This window comes from Vreelandella xerophytica (genome assembly GCF_968048975.1).
The window spans coordinates 2,346,846-2,369,195 of sequence record NZ_OZ309106.1 but is presented as its reverse complement, the minus strand read 5'-3'; the positions used below and the strand labels follow the sequence as shown (position 1 = coordinate 2,369,195).

Here is a 22,350-nt window from a genome sequence, read left to right as displayed (position 1 = left end):
AGGTGCCGGATAATAGAGTTAACCATTATTAATATTTGTTAACGGGAAGCCAAGGTGCGCAACAACCAACCTGTGACTCAAAAAGAGTACGTGCTCGACGACGAGAGCGTCTTGATTTCCCGTTCCGATCTAGAGGGAAATGTTACCTACGCCAGCGCGGCATTCGTGAAAGTCAGCGGCTATTCGCGCAACGAGCTGATGGGCTCGCCCCACAACATGATCCGCCACCCGGACATGCCCGAGGCGGCATTTCGGGATTTCTGGAATACGATCAAGTCCGGCCATACCTGGCAGGGGCACGTCAAGAACCGGCGCAAGAACGGCGACCATTACTGGGTGAATGCCACGGTGGCCGCGCTTCGCGACGGCGAACGCATCGTGGGGTATACCTCGGTACGCCGCAAGGCCGCAGCCGGCGATGTCGCCCTGGCCGAAAAAGTGTATGCGGAAATGCGCCAAAAGGGTAAGTCGCGCCACTACCAGGTCAACAAGGGGGCGATACAGCGCAAGGGAGTACTCGGGCTTTTAAGCCGGTTTCAGTTTGGCAGCCTGCGGGCAAGGCTTGTCGGCATGGTGGTCATGGCGCTTGTCCTGCTGGGCCTGGCCGGGGCGTCGGGGGTGATGGGACTCGTCCACTCCGGTGAGCGGCTGGACCGGCTCAATCAGTCAGGGCTTCAATCCATTGCCAACATGCAGGACATCGAACGACACGTTGGTCTGGCCGTGGGGCTTGTCGAGCCTGCCGTGCGTAACCCCCGCCGTGCGGACATGCAGGCAATATCGGTTACCGTCAGCGGCTATTTTCAGGACATTGAATCCCGGTGGGCGGCGTACCTGGGCGCAGAAGATGCGCAGAACCCCACTGTTCAGGCGTTCGATGCCACCCTTGACCGGTGGTCTGAAGGGCTCGAGCAGGCAGTACAAGCCACGGCGGCGGGCAACGGGTTTGCCGCCTTTGAAGCCTTCAACGACGTGGTCGTACCCGCCGCCGCCGAGATCCGCGACCTCAGCAGCCAACTGGTGGATCAAAAGCGCCTCACCGCCGAGGCCCTGGTAGAAGAGGCCCGCCAGTCGCGTCAGCAGATGGTCGTGGGACAGCTTGTGCTGATGATCGTGGGCCTGGTGATCATGGTGGGCCTGAGCCTTCTTATCCTGCGGTCGGTCTTCAGGGGGCTCAACGGCGCCCGTTACATGACCTTTCAGGTAGCCGCAGGTAATCTGGCCGCGCGCAACCAGCCTCGCAGCCACGACGAGCTGGGGGATCTTCTCTACTCGCTGGATACCATGCGCTTTAGCCTGGCCGCCGTGGTCGGCGAGGTGGAAAACCGCGTCTCGGTAGTTACCCCGGCCGTCGAGCAGATTGCCCTGGAAAACGACAGCCTGGCCAGGCGGACCGGCCAGCAGGCTGCCTCGCTTGCCCAGACCGCCTCGAGCATGGTGCAGATGACCGCCACCGTGGCGCAGAATACCGATAACGCCCGCCAGGCCAGTGAACTGGCCGAGCAGAACGCCACGAGCACCCGCGACACCCGCCAGCAGATGGTGCAACTGGTCGAGCGCATGCAGCGTATCGCCCAGAGCGCCGACAAGATGGCCGAGATGATCGGGGTGATCGACGGTATCGCCTTTCAGACCAATATCCTGGCGCTCAACGCCTCGGTCGAGGCGGCGCGAGCCGGCGAGCACGGCCGGGGCTTCGCCGTGGTGGCAAGCGAGGTTCGCAACCTGGCCAGCCGTTCGGCCTCTGCCTCCCAGGAGATCCGCAAGATGATCGACAGCGCGACTCAGGAAGTCAGCGGCGGGCATACGGCGGTCAGGCAGGCGGAAGCTTCCATCGAGAACGTCATGCAGCAGGTCAGCCAGGTGAGCGCCCTGATGGCTTCGATCACCCACGCCTCGGACGAACAGAGCAGCGGCATCAGCCAGATCAACGCCGCCGTGGCACAAATGGACAGCACCACCCAGCAAAATGCCCACAAGGTTCAGATGATCGCCGACTCCGCCGATAACCTGGCCGTCGAGGTGTACGAGCTGGCCAACGTGGTCGATGCCTTCCGACTGAAAGGTGCCCAGGAGGAGAACACCCAGGCGGCCATCGAAAAGCTTGAAAAGGTCAATCAGGCGCTTGAAAAAACTGCCCTGACCCTGCCTTCCCCCTGAACGCCCGAGGCGACATCGCAACCCTCGGGCGCTGGATGAGCGGGCTATATGAACGCCTGCTCATCTAGCATCGAAAGTGGTACTCATGCCACAATTCCACCCGCTGGATTCACCCGCCTGAAGCCTCACCCCAGGCTATTAAATGATCGCGCCGTTGATCGCGACACTAGAAAAAGCAGTAGAGGACACCATGCCCGAGTATCGCTCCCGTACCACCACCGCCGGCCGCAACATGGCCGGCGCCCGCGCGCTTTGGCGCGCCACCGGCATGAAGGACGACGATTTTCACAAGCCGATCATCGCCGTGGCCAACTCGTTCACCCAGTTCGTGCCGGGCCATGTGCACCTGAAGGACATGGGCCAGCTGGTCGCCCGTGAAATCGAGAAGGCCGGCGGCGTGGCGAAGGAGTTCAACACCATCGCCGTGGACGACGGTATCGCCATGGGCCACGACGGCATGCTCTATTCGCTGCCGAGTCGCGACATCATCGCCGACAGCGTCGAGTACATGTGCAACGCCCACTGCGCCGATGCTTTAGTGTGCATTTCCAACTGCGACAAGATCACTCCCGGCATGCTGATGGCCGCCATGCGCCTCGACATTCCGGTCATCTTCGTGTCCGGCGGGCCGATGGAGGCGGGCAAGACAAAGCTTCTGGACCACGGGCTCGACCTGGTCGATGCCATGGTCATGGCCGCCGACGACAGTGTGGATGACGAGACACTCGCCGAAGTCGAGCGCAGCGCCTGCCCCACCTGCGGGAGCTGCTCGGGCATGTTCACCGCCAATTCCATGAACTGTTTGACCGAAGCGCTGGGCCTGGCGCTGCCGGGCAACGGCACCGTGCTTGCCACCCACTCTGATCGTCGCCGCCTGTTCGAGAGCGCCGGCCACAAGATCGTCGAGCTGGCCAAGCGCTACTACGAAGGGGAAGAGGCGCACCTGCTGCCCCGGGCGATTGGCTCCAAGGCCGCGTTTGAAAACGCCATGACCCTGGATATCGCCATGGGCGGCTCGACCAACACGATCTTGCACCTGCTGGCCGCCGCCCAGGAGGCCGAGGTGGACTTCACCCTCGCCGACATCGACCGCCTCTCCCGGGAGGTGCCTCAGCTTTGCAAGGTGGCGCCCAACACCCAGAAGTACCATATCGAGGACGTGCACCGCGCCGGCGGCATCATGGCGATTCTGGGCGAGCTTGACCGTGCCGGCGTGCTGGATACCTCGGTACCCACCGTGTATGGCGATACCCTCAAGGACGCCCTGGACGAGTGGGACATCATGCGCTCACCAAGCAGCGATACGGTCGAGTTCTTCAAGGCAGGCCCTGGTGGTGTGCCCACCCAGACGGCGTTCTCGCAAAGCGCGCGCTGGCCGAGCCTCGACGGCGACCGCGCCACTGGCTGTATCCGCGATCTGGAGCACGCGTTCTCCCAGGAGGGCGGCCTGGCCGTGCTCTACGGCAATATTGCGCTGGATGGCTGCGTGGTCAAGACTGCCGGAGTGGACGACTCGATCTTGCTGTTCGAAGGCAGTGCTCATGTGGTCGAGTCTCAGGATCAGGCCGTGGCCGACGTGCTGGAGGGCAAGGTGAAAGCGGGCGACGTGGTGGTCATCCGTTTTGAGGGCCCCAAGGGCGGCCCGGGCATGCAGGAAATGCTTTACCCGACCTCGTACCTGAAATCCAAGGGGCTTGGCAAGGCGTGTGCGCTGCTCACCGACGGGCGCTTTTCCGGTGGCACCTCGGGCCTTTCGATTGGCCACGTATCGCCGGAAGCCGCCGCAGGCGGGGCGATCGGCCTGGTCGAGCAGGGCGATATCATCGTGATCGATATCCCCAACCGGACGATCAACGTCAAGCTGACTGACGCTGAACTGGCCGGGCGCCGCGAAGCCATGGACGCCAAGGGCAAGGAGGCCTGGAAGCCTGTCGAGGCTCGCCCACGCAAGGTGACGCCGGCGCTGAAAGCCTACGCGCTGCTGGCAACCTCCGCCGATAAAGGCGCCGTGCGCGATCTCACCAAACTCGATTAGAGAGTGTCGACCCCGCCCGCGGGTGCGCCTGACGGCTTACCCGCGCTACAGAACGGGGTTCATGCAATGCTGCCCCGTAGCGCGGCGTAACGAGCTTGCGAGGCACCCGCGTGGCGGCGCCAGCCGCTTGATACCGCCACGAGGGCCGTTGCCGCCCTCAAAGCAGCTCCGTGGCCTCCAGGCGCTTTTCTTCTCGAAGCTTGTCTCGTGCAATATAGAGCGCGGCGATGGCGCGAGCTTCGTGAAAATCGTCGCGCAGCAGCAGGGCGGGCAGATCCTCGATTGCGTGGGTTTCGACAATCAAGGGTTCCGGCTCGTCGCCGGGCAGGCGTTTGGGGTATAGATCCGTTGCCATCAGCACCTGCATTCGGTGGCGCATGTAGTTGGGCGCCACGGAGAGCTCGACCAGTGGCTCGATACGGCCGGCGCCGAAGCCGCACTCTTCCATCAACTCGCGGTTGGCGGCGGCAATGACATCCTCGCCCGGGTCTACCAGCCCCTTGGGCAGGGTGAGCACGTACTCCTCGAATCCCGCGGCGTACTCGCGAATCATCAAAAAGTGTTCCGGGTCCGGCATGGCGATCACCATCACCGCGCCACGGTCGGTGCCGGTCAAACGCTCGAACCGGCGCTCCTCGCCGTTGGAGAAGCGCAGATCCAGCGCCTCGACATGAAAAAGCTGGCTTTGCGCCACGCTCTCTCGCGAGAGGATGCGCGGCTTGACCGGATGGCCGGTTGACGTATCCGCCGTGGACGAATCCTGGGGTGTGTCCTGGGCCGTCGTGGGGCGGGGGGGATCGCGGTGGAACATAGGGCCTCCATGGCTCGAAAAAACGCCTTACGTTACAATAGCACGCTTACCGATTTGACACCGGAGTGGCCATGATTGATTGGCGCGAGATCGATACCGTCTTGCTGGACATGGACGGTACGCTGCTGGATTTGCACTTTGATAGCCACTTCTGGCTCGAGCACCTGCCCAGGCGTTACGTCGAGCTTCACAAGCTCGATCAGGCCACCCAGGAAACCCTGCGCGCGCGTATCATCGGCGAGCAGGGCACGCTGAACTGGTACAGCCTGGCCTACTGGAGCCGTGAGCTTGACGTCGATGTGGTGGCGTTGAAGCGCGAAGTACAGCACCTGATCGGCCTGCGTAGTGACGCGCTGGATTTTCTGACCTGGCTTAAAAGCGCTCACCCCCGGGTGGTGCTGGCCACCAACGCCGACCGGGCAAGTCTTGGCCTGAAACTCCCGCTCACGGGGTTGGAAAAGTACCTGGACGCCATCATCTCATCAGAAGATGTGGGCGCGGCCAAGGAGGAGCAGGCGTTCTGGTTTGCCCTGCAAGAGCGCGAACCCTTCGACCCGGCCCGCACACTCTTCATCGATGACAACCCCCGGGTGCTCGAAAGCGCCCGTGAATTCGGCATCAAGTACCTGATGGGCATCAAGCAGCCTGACAGTCAGCGCCCCGAGAAGGAGCTGCAGGCGTTCATTGCCCTGGACCGATTTGCCCAACTGCTGCCCGGTGACACCCCAGAGCAGCAAGGAGAGCGTTAATGAGCGACAGCGTTCGCTTGGATAAATGGCTATGGGCCGCGCGGTTCTTCAAGACCCGGGCGCTGGCCAAGAAGGCGATTGAAGGCGGCAAGGTGCACTACGATGGTGCCCGCGTCAAAACCAGCAAGAACGTGGAAGTCGGCGCCGTGATTCGTGTGCCTCAGGGCTGGGATATCTACGAGGTCGAAGTGCTCGAGCTTTCCGACCAGCGTCGGGGTGCCCCCGAGGCCCGCAAGCTGTACGGCGAGACGCAGGAAAGCGCAACGCGTCGTGCCAAGGAAGCCGAAGCCCGCCGTCTTACCAACGAGGTGATGCAGCACCCGCTCAAGCGCCCCGACAAGAAGCAGCGCCGGGATATCCAGCGCTTCCAGCGCCATCAGGGGGAGTGAGCCCTGAGGCTGCCTTGGTGCCTGTTTCTCAATGTTTATCTATTTCTCAATGGCTATCTATGTCTGATCAAATCCAGCGGTTTCTGTTTGACCAAACCAACGTGCGCGGCGAGATCGTCAGCCTCGCCTCGACCTATCACGAAGTGCTCAGTCGGCATGGCTACCCCCACGCGGTCAACGTGCTGCTGGGCGAGCTGCTTGCCGCCGTGGCGCTACTGACCGATACGGTGAAGCTTGACGGCACGCTGAGCATCGAAGTGCGTGGCCAGGGAGATCTTTCACTTTTGATGGCCGAATCCAACCCTGGCGGCGAGCTTCGCGCCATTGCCAGGTTGAAAGAGGAAGGCGCACTGCCCGACGAGCGCGCAAGCTTTCGCGACCTGGTGGGAGATGGCCAGATCGTCATTACCCTGGACCCCAGGGAGGGCAAGCGCTATCAGGGCATCGTGGCACTGGAGTTCGATACATTGAGCCGCTGCCTGGAAGCGTACTTCAGCCAGTCCGAGCAGTTGCCCACCCGTCTGTGGCTTGCCGCGGACGGTGAAAAGGCCGGCGGGCTCTTGCTGCAGCGTCTGCCGGATGCCTCCCAGAATCAGGATATCGATGCCTGGGAGCGCAGCGTGCACCTGGCCGAAACCATCAAGGACGAAGAGCTTCTGGGCCTTGAGCAGCGTGAGGTGCTCTACCGGCTTTATCACGAAGAGACCGTTCGGGTATTCGAGCCCAAGGCGCTGCGCTTTGGGTGTACCTGCTCGCGGGAGCGGATGAGCCATGCGCTTCACACTCTGGGGGAGGCCGAACTCAAGGATATTCTGGCCGAACAGGGTGAAATCGAGACGCAATGCCACTTCTGCCACACGAAATATCACTACAGCGCGGCGGAAATTGAAGCGCTGATCGACCGCCCCGACGCACCTTCGCCGGTGATTCATTGAGTTTGTAGTCAGGCCTGCAAGCACAGGCCGAATTCACGGTGCCTGATCGCCCAAGGCAGGCCGTGGGCTCTAGCACTAAAGGCAAACAGGTGTTTGAAAAATTACTGCAGCGCAACACGAAAAAGCGTGTCTTTGTAGTAGTTTAACTACAAAACGTTTGTCTCGAGCCCCCGTTTCACGGGGGCTTTCTTTTTGCCATAATGCGCCGGTCTTCAGCGCCTGGCCCGCTCGTCTTGGGCCAGGGAGAACTTACTCAGTGTCGCAGAGCGCCTTTTCATCCTTGCGCTTGTAACGAGAAAACGGCCTTAAAGCCCAGGAATTGACATGACCACGACTCAAGCCACCGCTCAAGCCCACGTCAATCTCAGCAGCGCCGAACTGATCGAGCGCGCCGTGGCCCGTGGCGAAGGCCGCCTTTCCGCCGACGGTGCCCTGGTGGTAAACACCGGCGAGCGCACCGGGCGCTCCCCCAAGGACCGCTTTATCGTCGATGAGCCCGGAACGCGTGACAGTATCGACTGGGGCAGCGTCAACCGCCCCTTCGACGCCGACAAGTTCTCGACGCTGTGGTCGCGGGTGGAAGAGTATCTGGGTCGTGACGAGCACTTCGTGGCCGAGCTGCACGTGGGCAGCGACGCCACGCACTACCTGCCGGTTCGCGTAAATACCGAGACCGCCTGGCAGAACCTGTTCGGCCGCACCATGTTCGTGCGCCCCTTGGCCTACAATCCGGCGGGTAAAGAGGTCTGGACGATCCTCAACGCCGCGGGATTCGAATGTGACCCCGGCCGCGATGGCACCAACTCCGAGGCCGCCGTGATCATCAACTTCGCCGAAAAGAAGGTGCTGATTGCGGGTATGCGCTACGCCGGCGAGATGAAGAAAGCCATGTTCTCGGTGCAGAACTTCCTGCTGCCCGAGTCTGACGTGCTGCCCATGCACTGCTCCGCCAACGTGGGTGAAGACGGCGAGACCTGCCTGTTCTTCGGACTCTCCGGTACCGGCAAGACCACGCTTTCCGCCGACCAGGGCCGTTACCTGATCGGCGATGACGAACACGCCTGGGGCGACGATATCGTCTTCAACATGGAAGGCGGCTGCTACGCCAAGTGCATCGATCTGTCCGAGAAGAACGAGCCGGTCATCTGGAACGCCATCCGGTTCGGCACCGTGCTTGAAAACGTGGTGCTGAATGATCGCCGCGAACCCGACTACGCCGACGACAGCCTGACCCAGAACTCCCGCGCCGCCTACCCGCTGGAGCACGTGGAAAAGCGCGTGCCGGAAAACCTGGCCGGCGAACCCAGCGCCATCGTCTTTCTGACCTGCGACATGTCCGGGGTTCTTCCGCCGGTATCCGTGCTTTCCAAGGAAGCCGCCGCCTACCACTTCCTGTCCGGTTACACCGCCAAGGTGGGCTCGACTGAAATGGGCTCGTCTGAGGGCCTGGCCGCCACGTTCTCCACCTGCTTCGGCGCGCCGTTCTTCCCCCGCCCGGCGCGGGAGTACGCGGATCTTCTGATCAAGCGCGTGGCCAAGAAAGATGCCCAGGTATATCTCGTCAACACCGGCTGGACCGGCGGCGCCTACGGTGAGGGCGGGTCACGCTTCTCCATTCCCACCACCCGCGCCATCATCAGCGCCATCCAGTCCGGCGTGCTGCGCGATATCGACACTCAGCACATCGATGGCCTGAACCTCGAGGTGCCCACCTCCGTACCGGGTGTGGACGGAAGCCTTCTGAACCCCCGCGATACCTGGGCCGACCAGGACGCCTTCGACCGCCACCAGAAAGAACTGGCCACCAAGTTCGTGGACAACTTCAAGAAATTCGAAGGCGTGAGTGAGGCCATCGTTCAGGCAGGGCCGCAGTTGACCTGAAGATCGAAAGCGACATTACCGTGTCATGAAAACCTTGGCAAACGCCGGGGTTTTTTTTATGCATCTTATCCTGCGTAATTGAGCCTGGCGCCGGCATGATGCGCCTAGAGTGCTTTCGCAAGGGTGTAAACAAGACTAAAGAATAAGGCCACCGCAGTGGTTGTCAGTTGACTTTGGCGTCAACTGTTAATAGTTTATAGTCAACTGTAAACAATAAACACAAGAAAGGTGGCTTCATTTATGAGCAAGATTCAGGCTTCAACCGCGCTAAAGCGCTTTCGCGTACTCGATTTATCTCGAGTAAGAGCGGGCCCTACCTGCGTTCGTATGCTTGCCGACTTCGGCGCCGATGTCATTCGAATCGAACCGCCCATGGGTGTCGATCCAAATGCAAATATGTTTGCGGATGTGCGTCTAGGCGGTGACTTTCAAAACCTCAACCGTAACAAGCGTTCCTTAACCCTGAACCTTAAAAAGGATGAAGCCAAGAAAGTGCTTTATCAACTGGTGAAAGACGCTGATGTCATCGTCGAAAACTGGCGCCCCGATGTTAAAGCCCGGTTGGGGGTGGATTACGAGTCTTTGAAAGAAATCAACCCGCGAATCATCCTTGCAAGTATCTCAGGGTTTGGGCAAGACGGTCCGTATGCCAAGCGGCCAGGATTCGATCAAATTGTGCAGGGCATGGGCGGTATGATGTCGATTACCGGCTTGCCCGGGCAGGGGCCCGTTCGGGCAGGTATAGCCGTAGCCGATTCGAGTGCAGGGTTGTATACCGCCCTGGGTATTCTCACCGCCTTGCTTGAACGCGAGGAGTCCGGCGAAGGCCAGTGGGTACATACATCGTTATTGCATGCGCAAATTGCCATGCTGGATTTTCAGGCGGCCCGTTACCTCAACGAAGGAGATGAGCCAATTCAAGCTGGTAATGACCACCCGACCAGCTGCCCGATGGGGCTTTTCTACGGTAGTGATGGTCCTTTCAATATTGGCGTGTCAGGAGATGGTCAATGGATAAAATTCTGTGAAGCACTGGATAAAAACGAATGGCTGGAGGACGCTCGTTTCGAAACGATCGCTGTGCGTCGCCAGCATCGCCAAGAGCTTAACGAACTGATCCAGGAAGCGTTTAAAGAGCAACCCGTAGAGCACTGGGTGCGTTTGCTCAATCAGGCCGGGGTCCCTTCAGGCCCTGTCTATACCGTACCCCAGATGTTCAACGATCCTCAGATTCAACATCTCAAAGTGGCGAAGGCGGTCGAGGATGATCAGGTGGGTATAAAACACTTTATTACTCAACCCGTGAATTTATCCCGTACCGGGGCTGATGTAGTCAAAATTGCCCCCCAGTGGGGCGAGCATACCGATGAAATTCTAACTGAGCTGAACTACAGCACTGCCGATATCGCTCGTCTTAAAGAAATCGGCGCCGTCTAAAAGGAGTGTACATAATGCAACAGGATAGATCTGCCGGTTATATCAAAAGCGAAATACTAAATCATGTGTTGCGAATCACGATATGTAATAAAAGTCGCTATAACGCCATGTCTCTTGAGATGTGGCAAACCCTGGGTCAAGTCGTGAAAGAGGCTCAGAATAATAGCGATGTACGTTTGATTGTATTGCGTGGGGAGGGCAGCAAGGCTTTCATGTCCGGCGCTGATATTAGTGAATTTGGAGAAAAGCGTAACAATCGCGAACAGGCTCAGGTGTACGCTGATAGTGTACATTCCGCACAATCGGCGCTTCGCAGCAGCCAAAAACCTACCATTGCTGCCATTCAAGGTATCTGCATGGGCGGAGGGATGGGGCTTTCTCTCTCGTGTGATCTTCGTTATTGCAGTGAATCGGCTAAATTCAGAATGCCGGCAGGCAAGTTGGGCGTCGGGTATTCCCTTGACGGTATCAAGCGTTTTGTCGATGTCGTAGGAGCCTCACGAACCTATGAACTCTTTCTAACCGCCAGAACGCTCAACGGGCAAGAAGCCGCGCGTATTGGGTTGGTCAACCAGGTAATCCCCGAAGAACAGTTTGAACATCTGGTGGAAGCGCGTATCGATGCAATTTCCCAACATGCGCCGTTAACTATGAAAGCTGTTAAAAACGGCGTGCGCTGTATATTGAACGAAGACGAGGCACCTACATCGCAGCAGGTGGCCGAAATGGTCGTCGCATGTTTTGAAAGCGATGACTATAAAGAGGGGCAACAGGCTTTCAAGGAAAAAAGAAAGCCCAGGTTCAAGGGAGAGTAAACAACTTCATGAAGTAATCGCTCACATTAAACAAGTATATCCTCAAAATAATTTTAAATAAAAGGTATGAAAAAATGATGACTAAAAGAACAATACGTCAACGAGCTTTAATTCCCGCTGTACTTGCTGCTGGAGGAGTGCTTCTATCCTCGGGCATGGTAATGGCTGAAGACTATGATCCTACACAACAGCTCAATGTCACCATTGCTTTCGGGCCCGGAGGGGGCAACGATGTTCTCGCCAGAACATTAATCGATATTCTCGAAAAGTACGATCTTTATGAAGGCGATATTGTGGCGACCAATCGCCCGGGCGGAAGCGGCGCCGTGGGCTGGGGGTATCTTTATAGCCAAAGCGGCAATCCACACCATATTTCCACTACCAGTGGCAGTTTCATTGCCACACCTCTTCAAGCCGATACCCCATGGAATACTCTGGACTTTACACACGTTGCGCTTATGGCGGCGGATGACCAGGTACTCGTTGTCAACTCTGAAAGCGATATAACGTCTTTCGACGAGTTTGTCGAATCTGCCCAGAGTTCCCCTCTAGCCGTAGGTGGTATCGGATCGGTCAATAATGATTATATCGTCGCTCAACTGCTGTCCGAGGAGGCCGACTATGACTTTGACTATATACCTTTCAATCAGCAGGGAGAGTTGACCACGGCCTTACTCTCCAACTCGATAGATGCCATGGTGGCAACGCCCGGCTCCATTATTGGCTTGATCGAAGCCGGTGATTTTCGAGCCCTGGCGTTTAGTGCTGACAATGTCCCCCAGGCGCTTGAAGGTGTGCCGAGCTTTGAGGCACTAGGTGTCGGCGAAGCCGCCGTTCCCATGCCTCGTGGATTGATTCTACCGCCAGATGTTTCCGAGGAAGCGCGGCAGTGGTGGATCGCCACCATTCAGGAAGTAGTGGAAACACCTGAATGGCGCCAGTATGTCGAGGCCAATTTCCTGACGGAGAATGTTCTCCTCGGGGACGATTTCACCGATTTTCTCGAGACCTCTATCAATAATTTCAAAACCATTCTATCAGAGACGGGTTCGATCTAACGCGGTTGAATCTGTTCGATCATAGGCCGGTACTTTACTCACCGGCCTTTTAAACTTTATTAGGAGAATGGTCATGAGGCTGCTGTTCTATGCTTTTTTACTGATAATTGCTATTGCCTATAGCTATATGGCTTTTAATGATCTTTCGTTTCTGACCAATCGCGGACGTGTTGGTCCTGGTTTTTTTCCTCGGTTCATTGGTGTACTTCTCGTCCTGTCTATCGTCATTGCCATGTTCAACGCAGCCAAGGGAGGTAAGTTTTTTAAAAAAGAGGCTGAAGGTCAAGTCAAGGATGTCACCGTATTAATAGGTTTATCGGTTTCCTTCGGTATTTTACTCATGTTCGCGGGTTATCTGATCGCAACGGCTCTATTTGTCGGCGGCGTATTGGTCTACTTCAACTCCAGGCATCTTCTGATGAATGGCGCGATTACCCTGACAGTGCCTTTTGCGGTTTATGTGCTGTTCGGTCAGATACTCAATGCATCACTGCCAATGGGTATCTGGTGATAGTTCCCACAACAAGAAGAGTGTAAAAATGGAAATCTTCGACAATCTGTTGATGGGACTATCGGTTGCCATCACGCCAATGAATCTATTCTACCTGCTCGCTGGGGCGTCTATCGGCATGATAATCGGTGCTATACCCGGTTTTGGGCCTTCAGCGGGTATCGCGATCTTGCTGCCCTTGACGTTCAGCATGGATCCTATTTCTGCCGTCATGATGTTAGCGGCCATCTACTACGGGGCTATGTACGGAGGCACTATCACCGCCATTTTGCTCAATACACCGGGAGACTCCACCACAGTCGCCTCGACCTTCGATGGCTTTCCGTTGGCGCAACAGGGTCGTGCGGGGCCCGCGCTGGTCATGCAGGCGTGTGCCTCGTTCGTGGGTGGAACAATAGGTGTCATTCTCATTACCCTTCTAGCACCGATATTCAGTCTTGTAACGCGTAGTTTCGGCCCCCCTGAATTCTTTCTGCTGTGTGTAATGGGATTATTGACTTTGGTTGCCTTGATGTCCGGCAACTGGGTGCTCGGTGTGATATCGGCCCTGATAGGTTTCGCACTGGGCACGGTAGGAGTGGACCTGGAAACGGGAGACCAGCGATTTACCTTCGGTTCTGTTGAGCTGATTGGCGGGGTTCACTTTATTCCTGTCGCCATTGGATTGTTCGGTATTGGAGAACTTTTTTACGCCTTCTTCAATGGTGCCCATAAAAGCGGTAGCGGAGGTATTATTCAGTACAAGAATGAAAACCGCTTTTGGCCCACACGTAACGACTTTAGCTCCTGTAAATACACGATGCCCAGAAATTCACTATTGGGCTTTCTGATCGGGATTATACCCGGTGCGGGGGCAACCATTGCCTCGCTGATGGCTTACTCTCTTGAGCGCTCCTTCTCGAGGAACCCGGAAAAGTTCGGTAAAGGAGAGATGCGTGGTCTGGTAGCTCCTGAGTCCGCCAACAATGCTGCTTCATCCGGAGCCATGGTACCGCTTCTTACATTGGGTATTCCGGGGTCTGCCTCAACAGCGGTGCTGCTGGCGGCTTTCTTGATGTGGGGGCTTCGCCCGGGGCCGCTGCTCATGGAACAAAACCCCGAATTTGCCTGGGGGCTGATCAGCAGCATGTACTTGGGTAATATGGCGTTGCTCGTGCTCAGTATTTTCGCCATTCCACTGTTTGTTTATATCATCAAGGCTCCTTATCGAATCCTCGCCCCACTGGTGTTGGTGGTATGTACGTTAGGAACCTTTAGCGTCAATGCCAGCCTCATCGAAACTTTCATTATGCTGGGCGCCGGCGTCGTGGGCTTTTTTATGAAGCGCTTTGGTTTCTCTCCTGCAGCGGTCGTATTGGCACTGGTTCTTGGGCCAATGGCTGAAGAATCTCTACGTCAGACGCTTCTCATCAGTCGCGGCTCTTTCGACATTTTTTTCCTGCGCTCATCATCGCTTTATATTCTGGCTTTCTTTATGGCAGTCATTCTGGGGGGGGCACTGCTCAATTCACAGCGCCGCCGTGAGAAACTAAAGGAGAAAAAAGCATGATGGACACCAACGCGACAAGAAAAATCGTCGAGCACGCGCTTGCAACTGAACAACCTGAATTCGGGCAGTTCTTTCTAGCTAAATTACTTCAGCTCGATATTCGATACGAAGGGAACAGGTGTCATGTCACACTACCCGTGGCTTCTCACCTGTATAACCCTCAAGGAAGCCTTCATGGTGGAGTGATTGCAACTGCCATGGATATTTCGATGGGACATCTCATCCATCATGTAATGGGGCAGGGCGGAAGCACGGTCGAAATGAAAGTTCAGTTTTTAAGACCTATTCATAAAGGTGAGCTGCGATTTGAAGGTAGTTTCATCAAGCGTGGACGTGCTCTGGCGTTCATGCAGTCAAAGGCATTGAGCAATGACGGCAAGGAAGTAGCATTTGCCACGGCTACCTGGATGATGCCGGCGAATGGCTAATGTATGGACATGGCTGGATATGCTGTCACCCTTATCCAGCAGTGCCAACCTGATGCTTGTTATACTTAGCCTTGTGACGGCTTGGATCAACAGTGCAATGGGTATCGGCGGGAGCGCGCTTCTTGTGATGACAATGGCGCAGATCATGCCCCCCGCTGCCGTTATCCCCGTGCATGGAATGGTGCAGCTGGGTGCCAACAGTAGTCGATTCTTCTTTATCTGGAGAGATGTAGACTACAGACGGTTACTGGCCGTTGTACCCGGCATCCTGTTCGGTGCCTTGATGGCCGCTTGGCTGCTGGTGCAGTTGCCTCCTGGAATGCTGGAACTGCTCATCGCGGGTTTCATGCTCTACATGTGCTGGGGCCCGGCCTTACCTGCTCGCTCCATTGGGCTGGTGGGCAGTATGATAATGGGGGCGCTAACAACGTTTCTTTCAAGTTTTGTCGGCGCTGCGGGCTCTATTGTCGCGGCATATCTTAAGCATATATCACCCGAACGCCTGGTCAGAGTAGCCACTCACTCTGCTATCATGTCCCTTCAACATCTTACCAAAGCGTTCATCTTCGGTTTCGCCGGCTTTGTTTTCCTTGACTGGCTCTTGCTGATGATAGCCATGATTGCAGTCGGGTTTCTAGGAACATGGGCAGGGCTGAAGGTGCTTAAAAAGATATCCAATAATCGTTTTGATTTTCTCATGAAGTTGATTCTGACCATTTTGTCGGTGCGACTCATATGGATAGCCTTTGAAAAATTATTTATATGATTGAAATATTTACTATTTAACTAGAGATGTTGCTATGGATCCTGTAAGCCATTCGGCCAACCTTATATCTGAAAGAAAACTGACGTCTTTAACAACGATTGTTGCACAAGAGCTTGAACGACTTATTATCACTGGGCATCTTAAACCTGGAGATCGTGTTAACGAATTAAGGCTTGCCGAAAAACTGAACGTCAGCCGTGGTATTGTACGAGAGGCGAGACGAGGCCTGGAGCGTGCGGGCCTGTTGACGAGCATTCCCAACCGCGGTGTTTTTGTAAAACAAGTCTCTAAAGAAGAGTATATAGAAAATAGCGATGTTCGAGCGTTTATAACCGGTTTTGTATGTCAGTGTGCTGCAGAAAGGGGCAGCCTTGATCAGAGGATGAAACTACGCAAGATGGTGACGGATATGAGCGCCGCTATCGAAGAAGCACGCGATCAGGATTATTATCACATGAATCTTGAATTTCACGAATATATCTTGCAAGTTGCCAACCATAAGCGCGCCGCTGACGTTTACGACGACTTGGTGAAAGATTCACATTTGGTTAGAAAATTTACTCTCAAGAATAAAGTAGCAATGGAGCAATCCAATGCAGAACACGATGATATTGTTTTGGCCATCGAGGCTGGTGATTCAATCGCGGCCTATACCGCTGGTTTTGAACATGTGAAAAAGGGCCTGGTCAGGTGGTTGAGTAAGGCGTCGTTAGAAGAAGACCAGGAAAATAGATAATTAATTCTCGATAAAACCACAATGCGCAGGAAATCCATATGCAAAATACAAATATTAAAAATGTCTGGTCACCTGTAATGACGCCCTTTCTATCTGATTTTTCTGTTGACGATAAACAGTTTATACAGCATTGCCAATGGCTGTTGGACAACCAGGTAGGACTTGCTATCTTCGGCACCAATTCAGAAGCCAATTCACTACCAGGCAAAGAGAAAGAGCGGCTACTTCGACTACTCGTTGATGCCGGGATTGATGGAGCCGATCTTATACCGGGTACGGGCAGTTGCAATATTGAAGATACAGTAGCACTTACGTGCAGTGCCGTAGCGGCGGGGTGCGCCGGGGTGCTTATGCTGCCCCCTTTCTACTATAAAGGGGTATCAGATGATGGACTCTTTGCTTATTTCTCCGAAGTCGTGGAACGCGTCAACGACCCACGTTTGCGCATCTATCTTTATCATATCCCCCCCGTTGCACAGGTGTCGCTTTCTCTGAATCTGATTGAACGCTTGCGTGAGTGCTATCCAGGCGTATTTGTGGGTATGAAAGATAGCGGCGGTGATTGGACATTCACGCAGACCGTTATAGAAAGGTTCGCACAAAGTGGCTTTAAAGTGTTTGCGGGCAGCGAACGTTATTTACTGGATACGTTACGGGCCGGTGGCGCCGGTTGTATCAGCGCGACCGCTAATGTCAACCCCGAAGCGATTGCTCGGTTAGGCGTTACTTGGCAAAACAACGATGCAGAGCAGCAACAGCAAGCACTCAATCGTGTGCGTGACGTGTTCGAAGGTTTTCCCATGATTGCCGCCATGAAAGCCGTCAAGGCGCAGGCGGTAAGGTACGATAGCTGGCAGCAGCTCAGGCCCCCCTTGGCGCGTCTGGATAATCATTCACAGGAGCTTCTGCAGCAAGCACTTGCTGCAGAAGGCTTTGCGATACGTCACCCAGTATAGGAGAAGTATCGACGTGAATTTTATGACTCGGCGCGCTCTTTCGAAAATCCACAATCTTCACGATGTCGAACACCTTGCCCGAAGCAAGTTACCCCGACCCATTTTCGGTTATATTGACCATGTCGCTGAGGATGGACGAACCCAGCGTACCAATCGGGGGGCGTTCGATGCTTACGATCTGATGCCCAACGCGTTTATCAATGTCTCGCATATCAATTTAGGCACTACCTTGTATGGGCAGCATTATTCGGTACCTTTCGGTATCGCCCCTATGGGCATCAGCGCTCTATCTACCTATCAAGGCGATCTGGTTTTAGCGCGTGCGGCGGCAGCGCGAAACATGCCCATGATCATGAGCGGTTCGTCATTAGTACCTATGGAGGAGGTGGCTAAAGTCGAAGGAGCTGAATGGTTTCAGGCGTATCTACCTGGCACCACCGAGGGAATCGAAGCACTCTTGCAGCGCGTGGAACAGGCAGGGTTCAAGAAGCTCGTTATCACACTGGATTATCCGGTACCGCCGAACCCTGATAACTTTCGCAAGGCGGGGTTCACTTCGCCGCTCAAGCCAACGCTACGCTTGGCACTGGATGGTTTGACGCGACCTGACTGGCTTTTCAATACGTTTTTACGCACGCTTATTCACCATGGTATGCCCCACTTCGAGAACAATCATGCCGAGCGGGGCGCGCCGGTTATCTCACGGCGTGCCGCCCGCGATTTTTCAGGCCGCCGACACTTTGACTGGAGTTATCTCGACCTCGTTCGTCGTTTATGGCCCGAAACACTCATTGTCAAAGGCGTGCTCAACTCAAACGACGCAGTGCGAGCTCAAGAGGCGGGCGTGGATGGAATCATCATCTCTAATCATGGTGGTCGCCAACTGGATAGCACGGTTTCACCGCTTAGCGTACTGCCCGAAATAAAGCGCCGGGTAGGCAATATTCCCGTCATGATCGATAGCGGATTTCGTCGGGGAACAGACGTGATCAAGGCCTTGGCTCTAGGGGCCGACTTCGTGTTTCTCGGGCGGCCCTTCAACTATGCAGCCGCCTGTGCCGGTCAGTCGGGAGTCGAGCACATAGCCGACCTGCTTCAACTCGAAATTGAACGGAATATGGCACTTCTAGGAGTGACGTGCCTATCGGAGATCGGGCCCGCATGTCTGTATCAATCTGCTAAGCAGGACGCCCATTTCACTGGTGTCGATACGTCTGACGTAGCTGACAAGGTAAGCTAATGATTATAAAAAATATCAGGGCGACGGTTCATTATCATGATGTGCATATGCCTGGGGTCAACGAGTCTGTCGAGCGACGTATCTTCGTGTATGTAGAAGTGAGTACTCAGGAAGGATTGACAGGGTTTGGATTGACCGGGGCCATGTTGCCTTGGGCGGTCGTCAACTGCATCGAGCATCATCTTGCACCGGCGCTTATGGGTAAAAACGCCCTGCATCGCGAGGCGATCCATAGCCATATTTGGCACCATCTGAACTCACGGGGCTACACTGGCGTGATCTCCAATGCTTTATCAGCCATCGATATCGCCTTATGGGATCTACTCGGCAAGCACACGGGAAGTTCCATTCACGAACTGTTGGGCGGATATCGTGACTGGGCGCCAACCTATGTCACCTTTGGCTACCCTTCATTGGACGATGATGAATTGATCGTACAGGCCAAGCGCTCTTTGGATGAAGGACACCGTACGTTGAAGATGATCGTGGGAGGTAATCCGGATCGTACCTGGCAAGATGACGCTCGAAGAGTTAGACACGTTCGCGATGCAGTAGGCGACGATATCGGTCTGGTAATCGATGCTAACTGCCGTTTCGATCCTTTGGAAGCTCGCTATTTAGCTATGGCTGTGGAGTCCTGCAACCTTTTGTGGTTCGAGGAACCCTTGTACGTTAACGATGTTGATGCTTTATGCGATTTGCGAGCTAACGTCCGTGTGCCTATTGCGGTTGGGCAAATGGAAGGTCACCGCTTTCGCTATCGAGACCTCATTGCAAAGCGCGCCGTGGATATCATTCAGCCCAATGTTATCTACAACGGCGGCTTCACCGAGTCGTTGAAGGTAGCATATATGGCTCAGGCGTTTAACCTTCCTATGTCGAACGGCGGCGGCTGGCCTATTTTTAATATGCACTTACTATGCGGAGTGATGAATGGCGGGGCAGTTGAGTTCCACTATGGTATTTGGCAGGTAAGTAAGCACTTTTTCACCGGAACACCTGATCCCATTGATGGCGTTATGAAGCTTTCTGGTCTGCCCGGACTTGGATTCAAGCCCAATTACGAAGCGCTAGCGGCGGCGCATGTCGCTGAACCGCGCCAGTTGTTGTCAGACCACCACGATGCGCACGGCTATAGAGTAAAGGTGTGATCATCAATGAGAACCCTCTTCTATAAATGGTGCCAGGCTATCTTTTCGTGGTAATCAAACGCTACAGTCAGGTGGAAACAGCTAGTCTTCAATTACTACGGTTTGAAGCGAGGTGAGGCTTGGGCAACTGCAGGCCATACGGTAGAGGGGCCTGCGTTACCAGATAAGCAGTTCAACCTAGTAAGCCTGTGCCGATGACTAGGCGCTGGTAGCGACACTCATATTGCCGTAATACGGTCCTTGTCTCGAGAACGCCATTTCATGCCACCGCCATCCCTTTGTGGTACCGTGTCGGCATTTAAAAGTCGGCAATGAGTCAGTGGCACGTATGGATGTGAAACAACGAATTATTTCGCGCTTGGCCGAGGAGCTGGGCGTCAGGACGGAGCAGGTAAAGGCTACGGTGGCGCTACTCGATGAAGGCGCGACCGTGCCTTTCATTGCCCGCTACCGTAAAGAGGTGACCGGCGCCCTGGATGACAGCCAGCTGCGCCAGCTCGATGAGCGTCTGCGTTACCTGCGCGAGCTGGAAGAGCGCCGTGGCGCGGTACTGGCCGCCATCGACGAACAGGGCAAGCTGGACAGTGCGTTGAAGGCGAGTATCGACGCCGCCGAGACCAAGCAGCGCCTGGAAGATCTGTACCTGCCATTCAAGAAAAAGCGTCGCACCAAGGCACAGATTGCCCGGGAAGCGGGCCTTGAACCCTTGGCCGATGCGCTTCTGGGCGACCCGACGCTTGCGCCGGAAGGCGAAGCTCAGCGCTATTTCCGCCCGGCCGAAGGCGACGTACCTGCCATCGAGGACGCCAAGGCGGCGCTTGACGGCGCCAAGCAGATCCTGATGGAGCGCTTTGCCGAGGACCCGGAGCTGATCGGTCGATTGCGCGAGCGGCTTTGGCAGGAGGGCGAGCTGAGTGCGCGTATGCTGGATGGGAAGGCGCAGGAGGGCGCCAAGTTCTCTGATTACTTCGAACACGACGAGAAGCTGGCCAAGGTGCCTTCGCACCGGGCGCTGGCCATGTTTCGTGGGCGCAACGAAGGCATTCTGAGCCTGGCCATTCGTCTGCCCGGTGAAGACGAGGCGAAGGTTCATCCTGCCCAGGTGGCTATCGCCAAGCAGGTGGGCATTGAAGATCAGGGTAGACCGGCCGATAAATGGTTGGGCGAGGTGGTGCGTTGGACCTGGCGAGTGAAGCTCTACACGGCGCTTGAAACCGAGTTGCTGGGGCGTTTGCGTGAACAGGCCGAGCAGACCGCCATTGATGTCTTTGCGGCGAACCTGAAGGATCTGCTGCTGGCCGCGCCGGCGGGGCAGAAAGTGACCCTGGCGCTGGACCCGGGCCTGCGCACCGGTTGCAAGGTGGCCGTGGTGGATGCCACCGGGCAGTTCGTGGATCAGGCCACGATCTTTCCCCACGCGCCGCAAAACCGCTGGGCCGAGTCGCTGGCGGAGCTCACCCGGCTGGTCAAGCGCCATGACGTGGAGCTGGTGGCGGTAGGCAACGGCACCGCGAGCCGCGAGACGGACAAGCTGGCGGGGGAACTGGTCAAGGCGCTGGCCCCGGAGCAGCGTTTGAGCAAGGTGATGGTGTCCGAGGCGGGGGCTTCCGTTTATTCGGCTTCCGAGTACGCCTCCAGGGAGCTGCCGGACCTGGACGTGACCGTGCGCGGGGCGGTGTCGATAGCCCGGCGTCTGCAGGACCCGCTTGCCGAGCTTGTCAAGATCGAGCCCAAATCCATCGGGGTCGGGCAGTACCAGCACGATGTTTCCCAGCTGCAGCTCTCCAAGAGCCTGGAGGCCGTGATCGAGGACTGTGTCAACGCGGTCGGCGTGGATCTCAATACCGCTTCCAGCGCGCTGCTTTCTCGTGTCGCGGGGCTTTCCGCGGTAATTGCGGAAAACATCGTGGCCCAGCGTAACCAGCTTGGCGCGTTCAAGAGCCGCAAGGCGCTCCTGGATGTGAGCCGACTGGGGCCGAAGACCTTCGAGCAGTGCGCCGGCTTCTTGCGCATTCGCAATGGCGATAACCCTCTGGATGGCAGCGGTGTTCACCCCGAGGCCTACACGCTGGTCGAACGGATTGCCAAGCAGAGCGGGCGCGATGTGAAAGGTCTGGTGGGTGACAGTCAGGCCCTGAAAGGGCTTGACCCGGCAGCGTTTGCCGATGAGCGTTTCGGGGTGCCGACGGTCAGCGATATCTTCAAGGAGCTGGATAAGCCCGGCCGCGACCCGCGCCCGGAGTTCAAGGCCGCCGAGTTTCGTGAGGGTGTCGAAAAGCTCAGTGACCTGACCCTTGGCATGGTGCTGGAGGGCACGGTGACCAACGTTACGCATTTTGGCGCCTTTGTGGATGTAGGCGTTCATCAGGACGGTCTGGTGCATATTTCCGCGCTGTCCGAGAAATTTGTCGAAGACCCGAGGTCCGTCGTGAAAGCGGGGGACATCGTCAAGGTCAAGGTAATGAGCGTGGATATTGCGCGCAAGCGGGTAGGGCTTTCCATGCGCATGAGCGATGAAATCGAAAGCGAACAGGGCAGCAGCAAAGACGAAAGCCGCAAGGCCCCCCGGGCGCAGAAAAGCGCGCATGGCAGCCGTGAAAAACCCGCCGCCGAGTCATCGATGGGCGCGCTGGGGGCGGCGCTACTCAAGGCCAGACAGGGCAAATAGTCGCGCGTCTTGAATATTCCGGTTACCGCGCCATATCCTTGGCGCTATTAACGACTAGTCTAACGGCTGGTCCTG

The 22,350-nt window shown here is 56.3% G+C and carries 19 protein-coding genes; 18 read left to right on the top strand and 1 reads right to left on the bottom strand.

Features of this window, described 5'->3' with window-relative positions; translation table 11 throughout:
* Positions 1–54 precede the first annotated feature (54 nt).
* Positions 55–2,160, top strand: a complete 2,106-nt coding sequence (locus ACWF8S_RS11200; protein ID WP_447553396.1) for a methyl-accepting chemotaxis protein — start codon at positions 55–57, stop codon at positions 2,158–2,160.
* 190 nt (positions 2,161–2,350) lie between these two features.
* A complete protein-coding gene (ilvD, locus tag ACWF8S_RS11195) occupies positions 2,351–4,195 on the top strand; it encodes a dihydroxy-acid dehydratase (RefSeq protein WP_447556591.1) in 1,845 nt (614 codons plus the stop codon).
* Positions 4,196–4,352: 157 nt separating this feature from the next.
* Here ilvD and nudE read toward each other — a convergent pair whose 3' ends face one another.
* Complete coding sequence (nudE, locus tag ACWF8S_RS11190; protein WP_447553395.1) at positions 4,353–5,006, bottom strand: ADP compounds hydrolase NudE; 654 nt, start codon at positions 5,004–5,006, stop codon at positions 4,353–4,355.
* 71 nt (positions 5,007–5,077) lie between these two features.
* On the opposite strand from nudE, the gene yrfG reads away from it, so the two are divergent.
* The 16 genes from yrfG to ACWF8S_RS11110 all read left to right on the top strand — a co-directional run bounded on the left by yrfG (position 5,078) and on the right by ACWF8S_RS11110 (position 22,275).
* Positions 5,078–5,755, top strand: coding sequence for a GMP/IMP nucleotidase (gene yrfG / locus ACWF8S_RS11185; protein ID WP_447553394.1), 678 nt, complete (start codon positions 5,078–5,080; stop codon positions 5,753–5,755).
* Entirely contained in the window at positions 5,755–6,144 is a 390-nt protein-coding gene (locus ACWF8S_RS11180) for an RNA-binding S4 domain-containing protein (protein WP_447553393.1), read from the top strand. Before yrfG ends, ACWF8S_RS11180 begins: the two co-directional genes overlap by 1 nt.
* A 59-nt stretch (positions 6,145–6,203) precedes the next feature.
* Positions 6,204–7,079, top strand: coding sequence for an Hsp33 family molecular chaperone HslO (hslO, locus tag ACWF8S_RS11175; RefSeq protein WP_447553392.1), 876 nt, complete (start codon positions 6,204–6,206; stop codon positions 7,077–7,079).
* 324 nt (positions 7,080–7,403) lie between these two features.
* The gene (locus ACWF8S_RS11170; protein WP_447553391.1) at positions 7,404–8,960 is read left to right on the top strand and encodes a phosphoenolpyruvate carboxykinase; all 1,557 of its coding nucleotides are present in this window, start codon (positions 7,404–7,406) and stop codon (positions 8,958–8,960) included.
* A gap of 240 nt (positions 8,961–9,200) precedes the next feature.
* Positions 9,201–10,397 carry a CaiB/BaiF CoA transferase family protein gene (locus ACWF8S_RS11165; protein WP_447553390.1) on the top strand — a complete coding sequence of 399 codons (1,197 nt, stop codon included), beginning with the start codon at positions 9,201–9,203 and terminating at the stop codon, positions 10,395–10,397.
* Between the two features lie 14 nt (positions 10,398–10,411).
* The gene (locus ACWF8S_RS11160; RefSeq protein ID WP_447553389.1) at positions 10,412–11,212 is read left to right on the top strand and encodes an enoyl-CoA hydratase; all 801 of its coding nucleotides are present in this window, start codon (positions 10,412–10,414) and stop codon (positions 11,210–11,212) included.
* Positions 11,213–11,286: 74 nt separating this feature from the next.
* The gene (locus ACWF8S_RS11155) at positions 11,287–12,270 is read left to right on the top strand and encodes a Bug family tripartite tricarboxylate transporter substrate binding protein (protein ID WP_447553388.1); all 984 of its coding nucleotides are present in this window, start codon (positions 11,287–11,289) and stop codon (positions 12,268–12,270) included.
* 73 nt (positions 12,271–12,343) lie between these two features.
* Positions 12,344–12,781, top strand: coding sequence for a tripartite tricarboxylate transporter TctB family protein (locus tag ACWF8S_RS11150; RefSeq protein WP_447553387.1), 438 nt, complete (start codon positions 12,344–12,346; stop codon positions 12,779–12,781).
* A 28-nt stretch (positions 12,782–12,809) separates the two neighbouring features.
* A complete protein-coding gene (locus ACWF8S_RS11145; RefSeq protein WP_447553386.1) occupies positions 12,810–14,330 on the top strand; it encodes a tripartite tricarboxylate transporter permease in 1,521 nt (506 codons plus the stop codon).
* Positions 14,327–14,758, top strand: coding sequence for a PaaI family thioesterase (locus tag ACWF8S_RS11140; RefSeq protein WP_447553385.1), 432 nt, complete (start codon positions 14,327–14,329; stop codon positions 14,756–14,758). The genes ACWF8S_RS11145 and ACWF8S_RS11140 overlap by 4 nt, the downstream gene beginning before the upstream one ends.
* On the top strand, positions 14,751–15,524 hold the full coding sequence (locus ACWF8S_RS11135) for a sulfite exporter TauE/SafE family protein (protein WP_447553384.1): 774 nt from the start codon (positions 14,751–14,753) through the stop codon (positions 15,522–15,524). Before ACWF8S_RS11140 ends, ACWF8S_RS11135 begins: the two co-directional genes overlap by 8 nt.
* A 34-nt stretch (positions 15,525–15,558) precedes the next feature.
* Positions 15,559–16,260, top strand: coding sequence for a GntR family transcriptional regulator (locus ACWF8S_RS11130; RefSeq protein WP_447553383.1), 702 nt, complete (start codon positions 15,559–15,561; stop codon positions 16,258–16,260).
* Positions 16,261–16,298: 38 nt separating this feature from the next.
* Complete coding sequence (locus tag ACWF8S_RS11125) at positions 16,299–17,216, top strand: dihydrodipicolinate synthase family protein (protein ID WP_447553382.1); 918 nt, start codon at positions 16,299–16,301, stop codon at positions 17,214–17,216.
* Positions 17,217–17,238: 22 nt separating this feature from the next.
* Entirely contained in the window at positions 17,239–18,456 is a 1,218-nt protein-coding gene (locus ACWF8S_RS11120) for an alpha-hydroxy acid oxidase (RefSeq protein ID WP_447556590.1), read from the top strand.
* The gene (locus ACWF8S_RS11115) at positions 18,456–19,607 is read left to right on the top strand and encodes a mandelate racemase/muconate lactonizing enzyme family protein (RefSeq protein WP_447553381.1); all 1,152 of its coding nucleotides are present in this window, start codon (positions 18,456–18,458) and stop codon (positions 19,605–19,607) included. The genes ACWF8S_RS11120 and ACWF8S_RS11115 overlap by 1 nt, the downstream gene beginning before the upstream one ends.
* Before the next feature lie 328 nt (positions 19,608–19,935).
* Positions 19,936–22,275, top strand: coding sequence for a Tex family protein (locus ACWF8S_RS11110; protein ID WP_447553380.1), 2,340 nt, complete (start codon positions 19,936–19,938; stop codon positions 22,273–22,275).
* The last annotated feature ends 75 nt before the right edge of the window (positions 22,276–22,350 follow it).